This is a genomic window from Lysobacter sp. (genome assembly GCA_013141175.1).
GTDB lineage: Bacteria > Pseudomonadota > Gammaproteobacteria > Xanthomonadales > Xanthomonadaceae > Lysobacter_I.
Genome location: JABFRN010000001.1, coordinates 774,843 through 789,056, shown reverse-complemented (window position 1 = coordinate 789,056; position 14,214 = coordinate 774,843). Strand labels below are relative to the sequence as shown.

The following is a 14,214-nucleotide window of genomic DNA, read 5'->3' as shown; positions in this document are numbered from 1 at the left end:
GATTCCCGAGCTCGTCCCGGACATGAATTTCTTCGAACATCAGGCCGCCGCACGCAAGGCCTCGACCCGACTGGTGCTGCTGTTCGTCCTGGCGGTGATCGGAATCGTGTGCGCGGTCGATGTCGCGGTCCTGATCGCCATCGCCTCGCGGGACGAAAGCACGCCGGCACAGACTGCGGCGATGTTGATCTTCGCTTCGGTGGTCACGATCGCGATCATCGGCTTGGGCTCGATGTACCGCATCGCCAGCCTGCGCGGTGGCGGCGAGACGGTGGCGCAGCAGTTGGGCGGGATGCCGGTGCCCGAGCAGACGCGCGACCCGCAACTGCGACGGCTGCGCAACGTGGTCGAAGAGATCGCGATCGCATCCGGTGTGCCGATGCCGAAACTCTATGTCTTGGAACACGAGGCCGGCATCAACGCGTTCGCCGCCGGCTATTCGACGTCCGATGCGGTGGTCGCGGTTACCCGCGGCGCGCTGGAAAGGCTCAATCGCGACGAGCTGCAGGGCGTGATCGCACACGAATTCAGCCATATCCTCAACGGCGACATGCGTCTGAACATCCGCCTGATCGGCGTGTTGTTCGGCATCCTGATGATGGCGATCATCGGCCGCAAGATCCTCGAACACGGACGCTTCGGCGGTCGCGACAAAGGTGCCGGGGCGGTGCTGGTCGCGGCGCTGGTGGCGATGGCCATCGGTTATCTCGGTCTGTTCTTCGGGCGCATGATCAAGGCCGGGGTCAGCCGCTCGCGCGAGATGCTTGCCGACGCGTCTGCGGTGCAGTTCACGCGCCAGACCGTCGGGCTTGCGGGCGCACTGAAGAAGATCGGTGGCGTTGGCGATGGTGCCAAGCTCGAGCATGCCGGCGATGCCGAGGAGGTCAGCCACATGCTGTTCGGCGACGGTGTCGGCCTGAGCGGCTTGTTCGCCACCCATCCGCCGTTGTTGGCTCGTATCCAGGCATTGGAACCCAGCTTCCGCAAAGACCAGCTCGCGACGCTGCATCAGCGTTGGCTCGGTCAACCACCGAACGGCCTGGAAGAAGACGCGCGGCTGGGGCTGGTCGGCGGCGAGAACGCGCGCCTGCCGGGATCGGAAGCCGAATTCATCGTCAGTCCGCCGATGGTGGTCGCCCAGGTCGCGCATCCGGCGGCGGACGACTATCGCCGCGCCGATGTGATCGTTTCGACGATCCCGGAACCGCTGCGTACGCTGGCATCGAGCCGCGACGACGTGGTGCCGCTGATGCTGGCCCTGCTGCTCGACGACAATGCCTCGGTGCGCGGCAAGCAGCACACCGAGATCGCCGCACGGCTCGGTCGCGAGATCGCGGTGCTGACCGGCGCATTGCGCAGCGAACAACTCGGCGCCCTGCATCCGATGCAGCGTCTGCCACTGGCGGCGTTGGCGTTCCCGGTGCTGCGCCTGCGCCCGCGCCCCGAACTGAACGTGGTGCTCGATACGCTGCACGCGGTGGTCAATACCGACGGTCATGTGTCGGTGTTCGAGTATTGCCTCGGGACGTTGTTGCAGCACCAGTTGCGCGAATCGCTCGATCCGTCGCGGCATGCGCAGTTCGGCAGTCGCAACATCGCCAGCGCCAAGCACGAAGCGGCGATCCTGCTGGCATTGGTCGCCCAAGCTGGCCACGACAATACCCACGACGCATTGCGAGCCTACCTCGCCGGTCTGCAGCGCGTGTTTCCGCGCGAACATCTCGATTACGCGCCACCGCCGGAAGGCGTGCTCGCGCTGGAAGCGGTGTGGCCGGTGCTCAACCGCCTGAATCCCGCCGCGAAGCAGGCGATGGTCGAAGCCGTCACCGCCGCCGTCGGCCACGACGGCCGCGTCAGCGTCAGCGAAGCCGAACTGCTGCGCACCGTCTGCGGCGTGATGCACTGCCCGTTGCCGCCGATGTTGGAGCGGGTTGAATCTCTATGAAAATTATCTGTTGAGGGTGAACGCAAATCAAGCCGAATTGCCGCCAGCTGGTTCCGGTGCGTTGTCAGAATTTCGAGACGTTGATTCCATATGATCAATGGAAGGATGTACCGGAACCTGCTCTGTAGTTCGATGTTGGGATACTCGTTCTCCAAAATCGGCATAAAAGCGTACAGCTATTCTGCTGTGAGGCAATAAAGAAACTTTATTTCTGTACGTGCGCTTATTTTGACCACTTCCGTTAGCAGGGTGGTTATTGAATGGGCAGTCTTCCATCGGGTGGCCAATAAAAAAACACTGCGCATTCACCCCGAGCGGCATTGTGATTGAAATTTCGAGTTTTTCTGCGCCGAGTGTGAACTGTGAAGACAGTGATTCGACGGATGGAAGCTCTAACTGAGCCTCAGGATATGTAAGTAGGATTCTTGTTTTTTCTTCAAGACCTATATTAATTTTTTCTTTCTGATTCAAGTTGGCTGATATTTGCCCAGTTTCGGGTGATAAATCATTAGCGAGCTTGAGCATGCAGCCTTGCGTTGGTATGAAGTACGATAATTTAAGAATTTTTCCCGAGTGGTTGAGAATCGTGATTGTCTCATCGACATCAAGAAATATCTTGTCAAGTATGTTTCGCAAGGTGAGATTAATTTTGTGTTCGACCTCAATTTTTTCCGCACCATGCGTCGCGTCGATCGCTTCTACAAGGTTTTTGCTCATTACGGCATGAATCAAGCCGGTTATTTTTTCTATTTCTTTGCGTACAGCGGCTCCAACATCTTCCTTAAAAGATTTTTCACCGGCCATATGAAGCCAGAAATCAACGAGAACGACCATCAATCCGACCAGCAAAATTTTGTCGAACAGAGATCTAATAAGTGAATCTCGCTCTTGCAACTCAGGGATAGATTTGATTAGCCAATCTGTTATTGCATTCCCGTTGACTCCCGCGAAAACACATAACAAAGAAAAACAAACGACAATAACTTTCATCCAGTTTGCGCTAACTTTCATCCTTGCCCCCTGCCCCTAACGCCTTCAAATTTTCCGGAAAAGACCCATTTTGGGTCTTTTCCGTCACTCCAGATTCAGTCAACGGCTTCTAGCTGACGGTGTTGTATGGGTTTAATTCGATCAAGAGCTGGCATGGATATCTCAATATATCTAGGTATTTCATGGTTCCCAACCATCACAACATACCCTTGTTCACGCTGTTTTACAGCCCATTCCAACATTCCAAGTGCATAGTTAAATAGCTCTTTTCGTGTGGAAAGATCGAGTTTTTTTTGTAAATTCTCAAGTTCTTTGATTCTGTTCTCAGAATACTCTAATACGATTCGTGGCGATGTGGATTTGTTTGATTCCGCTCGATCTCCGGTCAATTTCGCTATTACGTTCATTAGTCACGACTCCCAGTCAGTGTTTGTGACACAAGTTTATCTATGAGAAAACTTCAATTGGGCGACACAATAAAAGCGCACACCGCCGTACGCGGTGCGCGCTCGTGTGGTTAGCAGTGATTTGCAGTCGGCATAGTGGAGTGATTTCTTCAAGCAGCATCGGCGCCATCTATGGCTGTAGGGTCTACATCAATGATTTCCATTTCAATCTCTAACATCTGCTCAATCACCCGGCCTTCAAGTGCTCTGAAAATATTGTTGCCGAACTGCAAGGGATGAACATCGCCCATATACTTTCCCTCCGAAATGTAACTAACTCTCGTTTTTCGTTACATAGGTTAAGTACCGTCTCTTACCGTCCATGGGCTTTATTGTTTGACTTTGCTCTTAATTTCTAACTAATCAGCAAATCTTTGCTCTTACTTTAATCAGCGAATTAAAGGTATATCCAGATTGCTGCTTACTCTTTGTTTACATTAAATGTACACCGAATGTCAATAGGGTGTGCGAATAAAAACTTTAAATGCCACCCGTTCGGTTGTAACTAATTGATTTTCATGCCTAATGCTGGTATGCAGGGCGCCGCGTTGCGTTTGCATTCTTTCTGAGCGAGGGTCAAGCGAGCCCACGACAACGGCATGGCGCTGAAGGACGTGCTCGATCGTTTGCGCGGTGCTGTCTTGGCGGCGCCGTACACACAGCGCTGGGAAGATTTCGTCGCCGCGCTATCGCGGCTACACCGGCTCGAAGGCGTTTTGTCACTAGCCGAAACCTATCGCACGCTCGGTATCAAGCGCGAGGGCGAAGGGCTGGTCTTTTCGGATGAGCCCGCCCCGCGCTTGCTGCGCGAGGCGATCATGACAGCGCCATTGCCGCGCTGAGCGCGCGCGAACGCGAAGAGCGGAGGGGTTGAGGCTCAGTTCAGCGCGGAGGGCACGATGCGCTTCAGGAACCCGCTGAGGCCAGTATCGTCCTCGTCTTCGGCGAAGCCGCGGAATTCGCCGGCATCGTAGAACCGGCCGTAGCAGAACTTGCAGCTCTCGAAGCGGATGTGCGGCTGGTGCGGGTCGACCATGTGGATCAGCGGATAGTGATCGCAGGCCGGGCAGAGCAGGGTGACCGGCGCGGGTGCGGTCGGGTCGAAGAATTCGTCCAGGGCCGGCGGCGCGGGTTCGGTCAGGTCGATCCGTTCGGCTTCGTCGCGCAGTTGCTCATGCGCCATGAGCTCGAACCACATGCCCTTGCAGCCTTCGCAGCGGTGGACGGGCTCGTCGAGCCCGTCGAGAAGATGCATCGGGGCGTGGCATTTGGGGCATTGCATGGGCGGCGGCCGGAGTCGGTGGAGAGAGCCGCCATTTTGCCGGAGCGCGGCGATGCCGTCTCCCGGCCGTTCAGTCGCCCAGCAGTTTCACGAACCGTGCCGCGCCGTCCGAAAAACCGCAGGCGCGGTAGAAAGCGTGCGCTTCGGTGCGATGGCTGGCGCTGGTGACTTCCAGTCGCGCGGCGCCGCCGATGCGGGCGCGATGCTCGGCATCGCGCAGCAGCAGGCGCCCCAGGCCGTGGCCCTGGGCGGCCGTCGACACCACCAGCGCGGTGACCCGGCAGGTCGTGGTGCCCAGCGGCAGGTAGTACATGAAGTCCAGCGCCAGCAGCCCGCAGACCGCGCCGCGATGGCGGGCGAGGATCAGGGCCTGACGGTCGTTGTGCAGAACGGTGGCGATCCGCTCGGCGGCGTCGGCCGCCTCGCAGGGGTAGCCCAACTGGGTCAGCAGCGCGGCGACATCGTCGGCATCGGCGGGTACAGCACCGCGCAGGTCGAAACCTTCGGTTGCGTGATCGTGCGTTGCGCTGCTCACGATTCAGCGGGTGCCGTAGATGACCACCGTCTTGCCGCGCGCATGCAGCTTGCCGTCCACCTGCAGCTTCTTGAGGACCCGGCCGGCCATTTCGCGCGAACAGCCGACCAGACGCGCCAGCTCCTGCCGCGACACGCGCAACTGGGTGCCTTGCGGATGGCTCATGGCCTCCGGTTCGCGGGTCAGGTCGTGCAGGGCGCGGATGATGCGATCGGTCACGTCCAGGAACGCCAGGCGGCCGGCCTTGCGGCTGGTGTCGAGCAGGCGACGCGAAAGCTGGGCGCCGATGGCGTAGATCAACTGTGCCGCGTCGCCGCCCATCGGGCCTTCGAGCAACTGGTACAGACGGTCGTAGCCGATTTCGGCCAGCTCGCACTGGGTGCGGGTGCGCAGGATCACTTCGCGGCGGTCGCTTTCGACGAACAGGCCCATTTCGCCGACGAACTCGCCAGGGCCGAAATAGCCCAGGACCAGCTCGCGGCCATCGTCCTCCTCGGTGATGATGCTGACCGAGCCGGAGATCACGTAGTAGAGGGTGCCAGCAGGGTCGCCCGGGCGGAAGACTTCGGTCCGGGGCGGATAGCGGCGGCGATGGCAGTGCGAAAGGAACCGCTCGATCGTCGCCACCGTCGGGGCGAGCGGGTTCGCATTGCGGCGAAGAGGTGTCAGCGTGGCCACGGGAGGAGTGTTCATGCGAGCCATAACATGGGGATAGCCAAGAGTAGGCCTTTGTCACGTTTCGGGCAAACGGCGGCCGTAGACTGCGTGTGATCGCCACGCCGATGCTGCGCTGCAGCGCAGGTTCCCCCCGGGGGGCCGCAATGCCGCATAATCGCGCCCCCAACCTCCCGCCCCAAAGGAATCGATGCCGTGGTCAAGCCACTGCCGCGTCTGAAGCTGCAAGGCTTCAACAACCTGACCAAAGCGCTGTCATTCAACATCTACGACGTGTGCTATGCGGTATCCGAAGAGGAGCGCCAGCGTTATATCGCCTACATCGACGAGGAGTACAACGCCGACCGGCTGACCCAGATCCTCACCGACGTGGCGGAGATCATCGGCGCGAACATCCTCAACATCGCCCGCCAGGACTACGACCCGCAGGGTGCGTCGGTGACCATCCTCATTTCCGAGGAGCCGGTGATCGACAAGAAGGACGCCGGCAAGGAGATCATCTCCGACGCCGTGGTCGCGCACATGGACAAGTCGCACATCACGGTGCACACCTATCCGGAGACGCATCCGGACAACGGCATCGCGACGTTCCGCGCCGACATCGATGTCGCCACCTGCGGCGTGATCTCGCCGTTGAAGGCGCTGAACTACCTGATCGAAAGCCTGGAATCCGACATCGTCATCATGGATTACCGGGTGCGCGGCTTCACCCGCGACATCAAGGGACGCAAGCACTACATCGACCACAAGATCAATTCGATCCAGGATTACCTGGCGAAGAACATCAAGTCCCGTTACGAGATGCTGGACGTCAACGTGTATCAGGAAAACCTGTTCCACACGAAGATGCACATGAAGGAATTCGACCTCGACAATTACCTGTTCGAGGAGAAGGCCAAGAATCTCTCGTTCAAGGAACGCATGAAGATCGAAGCCCGTCTCCGCCGCGAGATCGAAGAGTTGTACCAGGGCCGAAACCTGGTCGAGTGATCCGTCTGGAAGCGCGGTATCGAAAAGACCGGTGTGAAGCCGGTCTTTTTTGTCGTGCTAGCGGGTCTGCGATGTGACGACCGGGCAAACGGCCGGCGCCCGCCGATGGATGGCCTCGAAATACCGGTAGTAGCGCATCGCATGCCGGTTCGTGCGCGGTACGCCCGCCTCGAGTCTTGGCCACAGTTCGCGAAAACCCGTCTTGCGCAGCAGTTTGGCGTATTCGCGGTATTCCCGAGGGGTATTGCCCGCGATCAGCATGTCGACGATGCGTCGTCGGATGCGCGACGAAAGCGCGTCCGGCAGCACGGTCTGGCGGAGTGCGCGCGCGGTACGCGCCTTGAGGTTCGCGCCGAACGGAAATTTCCGATCCTCTTCGATGAATTCGACACCGATGGCGGCGCAGGCCGGATCGCCAGCGAGGATGCCTTCGATGATCGCGTCCATGATCGGGTAGACCCAACGGACATCGCCGCGCTCGTACACGGTTGGCGCCAATCGGCGAGGCGTTTCGACGCCATGGCGCGCGGCAAGCTCCGCATAGCGCGCCTGCACGGCGGCGGCGGTCCAATCCCCTTTGCCGTTGTAATCGCGGATTTGCATGTCGGCGGAATGGCGTGGATGCGGCGATGGCGCTTATATCCGGTACGCCACCGTCTTCATCAGCTTCGATGCCGCCGCCATCAGCGTCGGCACCGGCTGCGGCAGGCGTCGTGCGCCTGCGGCCTCGGCATGGTCGGCGTGGCGGATCTCGTCGTCCTTCATCACCGTCAGGATCGCGCGGCTGCGGGCGTCGGCGGGCGGCAGCGTCTGCAGGTGTTCTTCGAGGTGCGCTTCGACCTGGCGTTCGGTCTCGACCACGAAGCCGAGGTTCCAGCCATCGCCGCGCAGGCCGGCGAGCACGCCGATGGCGTAACTCCCCGCATACCAGATCGGGTTGAGCAGGCTGGGGCGGCTGTCGAGTTCGCGCAAGCGGTCTGCGCACCAAGCGAGATGGTCGGTCTCCTCCTGTGCCGCGGCCTGCAACTGCGCCCGTGTCAGCGGGTCGCGCGCGACCGCCGCCTGGCCGACGTACAAGGCCTGTGCGCAAACCTCGCCGACGTGGTTGATCCGCATCAGCCCGGCCGCATGCCGGCGCTCGGTTTCATCGAGCACCACCTCGGCCTCGCCAGCGCCCGGGTTGGTGCGCGCGGCGCGCGGCGCGCCGGCGACGGTCTCCAGCGCGTTCTGCGCATCGGCGAACAAGCGGTCGAGGGGCGAAAGGGTGCGGTTCGTGTTCATGGAAGCATTCTCATGCGAGGCATTCTGATAGGAATTCGAGCGGGTGTTGCACCGGCAGCGAAGTGCCGTTCGCCAGATGCAGCCGGCAGCCGATATTGGCGCTCAGCAGCCGGGTCGCGCTGCTGGCGGCGAGTTGGTCCAGCAGCGGTTGGCGGAAGCGCGCTGCGCGTACGGGGTCGGTCAGCATCCGGGTCCCGGCCGCACCGCAACAGCCGAAGCCGGCGTCGAGTACGACGACCTCGAGCGCCGGCACACGCGCCAGCAGCGTGCGCAGGGCGGCATCGCTGCGGACCACGTTGCGCTGGGTGCAGGGCAGGTGCAGTGCGACGCGTTCCGGCCGCGCCGCGAATCGCAGCCGGTCGGCGCCCTCGGCGATCACGTCGATGGCATCGCGTACGACGGCCTGCCCGCGCAGGCTGTCGGCGAGGGTGTCGTGACAACCGCTGGCAAGGCTCAGCACCGTCGAAGCTCCTGCGAACGCCTTGCGATTCGTCGCGGCGAGCGATGTCGCCTGTTCTGTTGCGCCGGCATGGGCGTGCAGGCTACCGCAGCAGGTTTGCCCGGTCGGAGCCGTGAAGGTCAACCCGATGGCGCCGCCCAACCGGTGGACCGCTGCATAGAGCGGCGTTTCGTAGCTGCGGGCCAGGCAGCCGAGGAATAGAGCGGCATCGCTTGCGGACTCGGAATATGGATCCTGGGGGCGGATGGGCGAGACCGGCGGTCGCGGCAAAGGCCGGGCGGCACGTGGCAGCAGCGGCCAAGCCCCGCGGTAGGCGGCCATCAGCACCGACAGCGCCCGTGGGCGTGCGGTGAGCCATTCGGACGTTCGTTGCCGTAACCCGGCAGGCCTGCGCGCATGCTGTCGAGAGCGCACAGCGGTCAGCAGCGCCCCATAGCGCACCCCGGCCGGACAGACCGCTTCGCAGCGGCGGCAACCCAGGCAGTGGTCCAGATGAAGGTCGCCAGTCTCGGTCGGAGCCGATAGGCCCGCTTCCCAAGCCTTGGCCAGTGCGATACGTCCTCGAGGCGATTCGGCTTCGATCGGGTCGAGCGCATAAGTTGGGCAGGACGGCAGGCACAGTCCGCACTGCACGCATTGGTCGGCCAGCGCTTGCAGGGAGACGGTGGAGACGGCAGCGCAGGGTGGGGCGATGGTCACAGCGATATCTTCCGGGAAGACGCTGGATTTCGCGAGGACACACCAACGAACCGGCCACCCTGGCGGGTTTTCCCGGCCGGGCGACTTGCGGCGCCTCGCCCGGCCGGCTATCATCCCGCTTCTTTGTGGGCCCGCCCGTGCGGTTCCATGACGACAACGCGAGGCGAAATTCGCCGGGGACGCCCTTCATCGGGACGCCCCGATTGAATCAGTCCGACCAGGTACCACTCACAAGAGCTCCTCCATGAAGACTTTCACTGCCAAGTCCGAGACCGTCCAGCGCGACTGGTATCTCGTCGACGCTTCCGGCAAGACGCTCGGCCGCTTGGCCGCCGAGCTCGCCAGCCGCCTCCGCGGCAAGCACAAGCCCGTCTACACCCCGCATGTCGATACAGGTGATTACCTGGTCGTGATCAATGCCGAAAAGATCGCGGTGACCGGCAACAAATTGAACGACAAGCTCTATCACCGCTTCACCGGCTACATCGGCAACCTGAAGACCGAAACCCTCGCCCAGGCGCTGGAACGTCATCCGGAGCGCGTGATCGAGATCGCCGTGAAAGGCATGCTGCCGAAGAATCCCCTCGGCCGCGCCATGTACAAGAAGCTCAAGGTGTACAAGGGTGCCGAACACCCGCACGCCGCCCAGCAGCCGCAAGTCCTGGATATCTAAACGATGGCTACTCAGCAGAATTACGGCACCGGCCGTCGCAAATCCTCTATCGCCCGCGTGTTCCTGCGCAAGGGTACCGGCACCATCACGGTCAATGACCGTCCCATCGACGAGTTCTTCGGCCGTGAAACCGCGCGCATGATCGTGCGTCAGCCGCTTGTGCTGACCAAGACCAACGAGCAGTTCGATATCGTCGCCACCACGACCGGGGGCGGCACCACCGGCCAGGCCGGCGCGATCCGTCTCGGCATCGCCCGCGCGCTGGTCGAGTACGACGAGACCTTGAAGTCGGAGCTGCGCAAAGCCGGCTTCATGACCCGCGACGCCCGTGAGGTCGAGCGCAAAAAGGTCGGCCTGCACAAAGCCCGTCGCGCAAGCCAGTTCTCGAAGCGCTGAGCCCGGACCGATCGACTTTTCGCCGGGACTTGGGATTCTCCCCGGTTCCGGCGACCAAGTTCTGGCGTTACAATCGCTGTGCTGCAGTTCTATAGCCCCGTCGCCAAGCGGTAAGGCACCTGACTCTGACTCAGGCATTCGGTGGTTCGAATCCATCCGGGGCTGCCACTACGGAAAACCCGCCGCAAGGCGGGTTTTTTTGTGGCCGACTGTGCGAGTATCGACACCATTGGCGGCAAGCGAACATTCGAATCCGGATGGAATACGCAAGCTTCTTTGACCGTCTAATCAGTTTGAAACGGACATTGGTCATACCTGTCACTTCTTACAGGTACACGATATCGACCAGCTCCGGATATGGTCACCCGGTCGGCGTCTGCCGACTGGTTATTCAACAGGGGATGTTGTGCTCGATTTTTTCAGGAAGTTGTTTGGGGGTGGGCAGGGACCGAGATCGCAGGCATTGCCGCAAGGCGTCCCGCCCGTGGAACAGCGCCGTGCCGGTTTCGGCATTGCATACGACGCCGGATTGGTGCCCGCGCTGAAACGCGATCACGCCGATCTGGTCAAACTTTACGGCGCGATCGGAGAACACGCGCAGCAGGGCGATTTCCAGCAGGTTCCGCAAATGCTCATGGCGTTCAAGGTGCACCTTGAGGGGCACCTGATCGCAGAGAATGTCCGTTTCTACAATTACGTGGAAAACGCGATGCAGGGCGATTCCGAAAGCACCGCACTGGTGCGCAGCTTTCGTCGCGAGATGAATGCGATCGCGCGCGGTGTCGTCGATTTCGTGAAGAAATATCAGCTCAGCACTTTCGATCAGCAGGCCCGCGAGGAATTCATGGCGGATTACAAGACGGTCTATGGACTGTTGGCGCAGCGTATCGAGCGTGAAGAGGCCAGCCTCTACCCGCTCTACTCGCTGACTTGACGCATGCCGACATAAGGTCCGGGGGACACACTTCCACAGGCTCTCCAAAGGCCACACGCACAGGTTTCGGCGACACAAGGATGTATCGCTTTCGGGCGACTGTTTCGGCAGTCGTGCCGAAGGGACTGGGTCCGGCGCAAGCTGGCCCGAAAGTCCGAACAGATCACGGACGGTTCGTTCGGACGTTCCCGCTTCACCCCAAAAACCAAGCGATGGAACCAGGAGGCTTTATGAAAAAGGAAGTGACTGCGAAAGAGGGTGCTGCAAAAGAGGGCGCTGCAAAAGGGGATGATGTCGTGCTGACGCCGGCCATGCGCCGACTCCGCCACGAGTTGGAAACGCATCCGGTATTCGCTGAAATCGCGCATGCCGAAGCGCTTCAGAGCTTCATGCAGGTGCATGTGTTCGCCGTATGGGATTTCATGTCGCTGGCCAAGCGACTGCAGCGTGACCTGACCTGCGTGGAACTGCCATGGGTGCCGCCGAGCGATCCGGTTGCGGCTCGGCTCATCAACGATATCGTGCTTGCCGAAGAAAGCGATGTCGACGCCCAGGGCAACCCCGCCAGCCATCTCGATCTGTATCTGACCGCGATGCACGATGTCGGCGCCTCGACCGCGCAGTTCGATCATTTCATGCGCGAACTTCGCGGAGGTGCGTCGCTGGCCGATGCGCTTGCCGCAGCCGAGGTCCCGCAATTCGTACGTGATTTCGTCCAGCACACGATCGGCACCTGCATGCGCGGCAGTCTCCTGGAGGTGATGGCGAGTTTCTTCTACGGTCGCGAGAACGTCATCCCGGACATGTTCCAGAGCCTCCTCGACCATTGGGGGTTGAGCGAGGCGCAAGCGCCTGGCTTCGTGTACTACCTGCAGCGTCATATCGAGCTGGATGGCGACACCCACGGCCCGGCCGCGTGCCGGTTGATCAATGCCGAGCTCGAGCGTAACGCCGACGGGTTGTCGAACACGCGGGAAGCGGCGCGGCAGGCGTTGCTGGCCCGGCGTGCGCTGTGGGACGGAACTGCGGCGCAACTGCGCGAACGCTTCGCCCCGGAACGGGCGGCGCCTGCCAGAAAGCCGTCTCTCGTCGTCGCGGCCTGAACTGCGGGCCGCGCCCGTCGATCAGCCGGTCCAATGTCGCGCACGCCTTTACAACGGCGTGCGCGACGGATGTCATCGGGGCACGCTCCCTTCCTGACGATGGGGTTTCCGCACGACGTGCAGGCCTGCTTCTGGACGACGCACGGTTCGTGCGTTCACTATGCCGCGCGTGCGACCGCAACGGATGGAGACGCGCCGACGGTCTGCAGGTTTTCTTCGACCGGCATGCGGAAGGCCAGGCTCATGACCTTGCCGATTCTGCGGGCCAGGCCCAGGCGTTCGACCCGCAGCCCCAAATGCCGCAACATCCTTTCGACCGGCGCGCTGGTCACGCCGACCAGATCCTCGATGCCGTGCGCACCGGCGAAGCGGAACATTTCGGCGAGCATCGCCGCCGGTACGTCACCGAAACCGAAACCTTCGCCCGCGCATGCGCTGCTGATCGCGAACCGGCTGACTTCCCAGACCGCAGGCGATGAAGGTGCCGGGACGCCATCGAGCAGGAACGGAAAGATATCGCGCAGCATGTTCGGCCCGGCCGTCGGCAGCAGTCAGCTGCAGCCGAGCGCATTCGACGCACCGTCGTGCGCGACAAGATAGTGTGGGCCTATCAAATCGAACCAATCGTGTTCGCGCCCGTTATCGACACGCACCTCCCAGCCGAGCCTGCGGTGAAAAACATCCGAACGCAGCCTGTACATACTGTCCAGAAGCGGTGCGCCGAGTCCATTTTCGCCAGCGCGCGCGATGATGATCGATGCCATGGTGTCTCCTCGTATCGTGGAAGGAGACACAAGTGAGCGGAACCGCTGTAAGAACTTGCAGCTGATCGACCTTACAGGTTGATGCAGGTCCGTTTCAGGTGTTCAGTCCGCCACGGATCGACAGCAGGACCGTCGTAGGGATGGCCGCGAGCGCATGTATCGATGCGAAAATTGATTGTCAGCGCCAATCAAATACTGATTGATGATCAGCAACGCATAAAGTGGAGAGGATGCGTGCGCGAAATCGCCCGGCGCTCTCCGATCTGGATGGGTTCAATTCCGCAGCGAAATGATCAAGCCCAGCGACACTGCGCGGGCGATGGCGGCCTGGCGGCCACTGACACCCAATTTGTGGGTGGCGTTCTGGAGATGGAAGATCGATGTGCGCTCACTGATATTGAGCAGTTGGCCGATCTCCCAACTGGTCTTGCCTTCGGCCGCCCAGGAGAGGCACTCGCGCTCGCGTTTGGTCAGTGCCGGCAACCGCGACGGGGTCTTGGAGCGCACGAATTGACGCGCGGCTTCATGCACGAAATGCGCAAGCAGGTGCAATTCGGGCAGGATCGCTTCGTATTCGGCGGCGGGCAGGTGGCGGGATGCGTAGGACATGAGTCCCCATGAGACTCCGGGGCCATGCAGCGGCACGCTGACGCCGCTGCGGAGTCCGAATTCGCGCGCTTCGCCGAACATGTGGCGGATCTTCTGCAGATGCGGGTCGACGATCCTGCGGTGATGGAACTGCGCCTCGTCCCATGCGAGCGGGATGGCATGGTCGTGGCAGTGGCTGATGATCGGGTCGATGCTGATGTAATCCACCGCGAAGTAGTGGGTCACCCAAGCTTCCGGGTACGTGCCGATGCGCAATTGATTCGGATGGTCGTTGACCAGCGGCAGATCCACCGCATAGAACCAGTAATCGATGCCGAGCGGCTTGACCACGCGATCGATCTCTACGGTCAACGCCTCGGTGCTCGGCGCCTCTTCGAACGCACGCAACCGGTCGAGATCGATTCGCATCCTGCTTGACATGGCTGTCCCTGT

Annotated in this window: 18 protein-coding genes, 1 tRNA gene and 1 pseudogene; 8 read left to right on the top strand and 12 right to left on the bottom strand. The window is 61.2% G+C overall.

The genetic code is table 11. From position 1 onward, the window contains the following. Window positions 1-22 precede the first annotated feature (22 nt). The gene (locus tag HOP03_03705; GenBank protein ID NOT87269.1) at window positions 23-1,945 is read left to right on the top strand and encodes a M48 family metallopeptidase; all 1,923 of its coding nucleotides are present in this window, start codon (window positions 23-25) and stop codon (window positions 1,943-1,945) included. A 27-nt stretch (window positions 1,946-1,972) separates the two neighbouring features. Here the strand turns inward: HOP03_03705 and HOP03_03700 are convergent, their stop codons facing one another. From HOP03_03700 to HOP03_03690, 3 genes are all read right to left on the bottom strand, one after another. Continuing rightward, window positions 1,973-2,956, bottom strand: a complete 984-nt coding sequence (locus HOP03_03700; protein ID NOT87268.1) for a hypothetical protein — start codon at window positions 2,954-2,956, stop codon at window positions 1,973-1,975. Between the two features lie 74 nt (window positions 2,957-3,030). Then, window positions 3,031-3,342, bottom strand: coding sequence for a hypothetical protein (locus HOP03_03695; GenBank protein ID NOT87267.1), 312 nt, complete (start codon window positions 3,340-3,342; stop codon window positions 3,031-3,033). Window positions 3,343-3,491: 149 nt separating this feature from the next. Next, window positions 3,492-3,632, bottom strand: coding sequence for a hypothetical protein (locus HOP03_03690; GenBank protein ID NOT87266.1), 141 nt, complete (start codon window positions 3,630-3,632; stop codon window positions 3,492-3,494). A gap of 348 nt (window positions 3,633-3,980) precedes the next feature. Here HOP03_03690 and HOP03_03685 point away from each other — a divergent pair, with 348 nt between their 5' ends. Next, entirely contained in the window at window positions 3,981-4,223 is a 243-nt protein-coding gene (locus HOP03_03685; GenBank protein NOT87265.1) for a hypothetical protein, read from the top strand. A 35-nt stretch (window positions 4,224-4,258) separates the two neighbouring features. Here the strand turns inward: HOP03_03685 and HOP03_03680 are convergent, their stop codons facing one another. From HOP03_03680 to crp, 3 genes are all read right to left on the bottom strand, one after another. Then, window positions 4,259-4,636 carry a hypothetical protein gene (locus tag HOP03_03680; protein NOT87264.1) on the bottom strand — a complete coding sequence of 126 codons (378 nt, stop codon included), beginning with the start codon at window positions 4,634-4,636 and terminating at the stop codon, window positions 4,259-4,261. Between the two features lie 97 nt (window positions 4,637-4,733). After that, window positions 4,734-5,156, bottom strand: coding sequence for a GNAT family N-acetyltransferase (locus tag HOP03_03675; GenBank protein ID NOT87263.1), 423 nt, complete (start codon window positions 5,154-5,156; stop codon window positions 4,734-4,736). A gap of 45 nt (window positions 5,157-5,201) precedes the next feature. Continuing rightward, window positions 5,202-5,900 (bottom strand): cAMP-activated global transcriptional regulator CRP, encoded by a 699-nt coding sequence (gene crp / locus HOP03_03670; GenBank protein NOT87262.1) that lies wholly within the window; start codon window positions 5,898-5,900, stop codon window positions 5,202-5,204. A gap of 168 nt (window positions 5,901-6,068) precedes the next feature. On the opposite strand from crp, the gene speD reads away from it, so the two are divergent. Further along, window positions 6,069-6,863 carry an adenosylmethionine decarboxylase gene (gene speD, locus HOP03_03665; GenBank protein ID NOT87261.1) on the top strand — a complete coding sequence of 265 codons (795 nt, stop codon included), beginning with the start codon at window positions 6,069-6,071 and terminating at the stop codon, window positions 6,861-6,863. A gap of 123 nt (window positions 6,864-6,986) precedes the next feature. Here speD and HOP03_03660 read toward each other — a convergent pair. The 3 genes and pseudogenes from HOP03_03660 to HOP03_03650 form a co-directional block, all read right to left on the bottom strand. Beyond that, a pseudogene (locus HOP03_03660) lies at window positions 6,987-7,310 on the bottom strand (hypothetical protein). A 189-nt stretch (window positions 7,311-7,499) separates the two neighbouring features. After that, window positions 7,500-8,144, bottom strand: a complete 645-nt coding sequence (coq7, locus tag HOP03_03655) for a 2-polyprenyl-3-methyl-6-methoxy-1,4-benzoquinone monooxygenase (protein ID NOT87260.1) — start codon at window positions 8,142-8,144, stop codon at window positions 7,500-7,502. A gap of 10 nt (window positions 8,145-8,154) precedes the next feature. Continuing rightward, a complete protein-coding gene (locus tag HOP03_03650) occupies window positions 8,155-9,303 on the bottom strand; it encodes a 4Fe-4S dicluster domain-containing protein (protein NOT87259.1) in 1,149 nt (382 codons plus the stop codon). A 244-nt stretch (window positions 9,304-9,547) separates the two neighbouring features. Between HOP03_03650 and rplM the strand changes: the two genes are divergently transcribed. From rplM to HOP03_03625, 5 genes are all read left to right on the top strand, one after another. Beyond that, window positions 9,548-9,976, top strand: a complete 429-nt coding sequence (gene rplM, locus HOP03_03645) for a 50S ribosomal protein L13 (GenBank protein ID NOT87258.1) — start codon at window positions 9,548-9,550, stop codon at window positions 9,974-9,976. Window positions 9,977-9,979: 3 nt separating this feature from the next. Next, on the top strand, window positions 9,980-10,372 hold the full coding sequence (gene rpsI / locus HOP03_03640; GenBank protein ID NOT87257.1) for a 30S ribosomal protein S9: 393 nt from the start codon (window positions 9,980-9,982) through the stop codon (window positions 10,370-10,372). 93 nt (window positions 10,373-10,465) lie between these two features. Next, a tRNA-Gln gene (locus HOP03_03635) sits at window positions 10,466-10,540 on the top strand. A 238-nt stretch (window positions 10,541-10,778) separates the two neighbouring features. Next, window positions 10,779-11,306: a hemerythrin domain-containing protein gene (locus HOP03_03630; GenBank protein ID NOT87256.1), complete on the top strand. Its 528-nt coding sequence runs from the start codon at window positions 10,779-10,781 to the stop codon at window positions 11,304-11,306. A gap of 311 nt (window positions 11,307-11,617) precedes the next feature. After that, window positions 11,618-12,409 (top strand): DUF3050 domain-containing protein, encoded by a 792-nt coding sequence (locus HOP03_03625; GenBank protein NOT87255.1) that lies wholly within the window; start codon window positions 11,618-11,620, stop codon window positions 12,407-12,409. Window positions 12,410-12,567: 158 nt separating this feature from the next. On the opposite strand, the gene HOP03_03620 is transcribed toward HOP03_03625, so the two are convergent. From HOP03_03620 to HOP03_03610, 3 genes are all read right to left on the bottom strand, one after another. Further along, window positions 12,568-12,936: a hypothetical protein gene (locus tag HOP03_03620; protein NOT87254.1), complete on the bottom strand. Its 369-nt coding sequence runs from the start codon at window positions 12,934-12,936 to the stop codon at window positions 12,568-12,570. 24 nt (window positions 12,937-12,960) lie between these two features. Continuing rightward, a complete protein-coding gene (locus tag HOP03_03615) occupies window positions 12,961-13,173 on the bottom strand; it encodes a hypothetical protein (protein NOT87253.1) in 213 nt (70 codons plus the stop codon). Between the two features lie 273 nt (window positions 13,174-13,446). Then, window positions 13,447-14,202, bottom strand: coding sequence for a LuxR family transcriptional regulator (locus HOP03_03610; GenBank protein NOT87252.1), 756 nt, complete (start codon window positions 14,200-14,202; stop codon window positions 13,447-13,449). Window positions 14,203-14,214 lie beyond the last annotated feature (12 nt).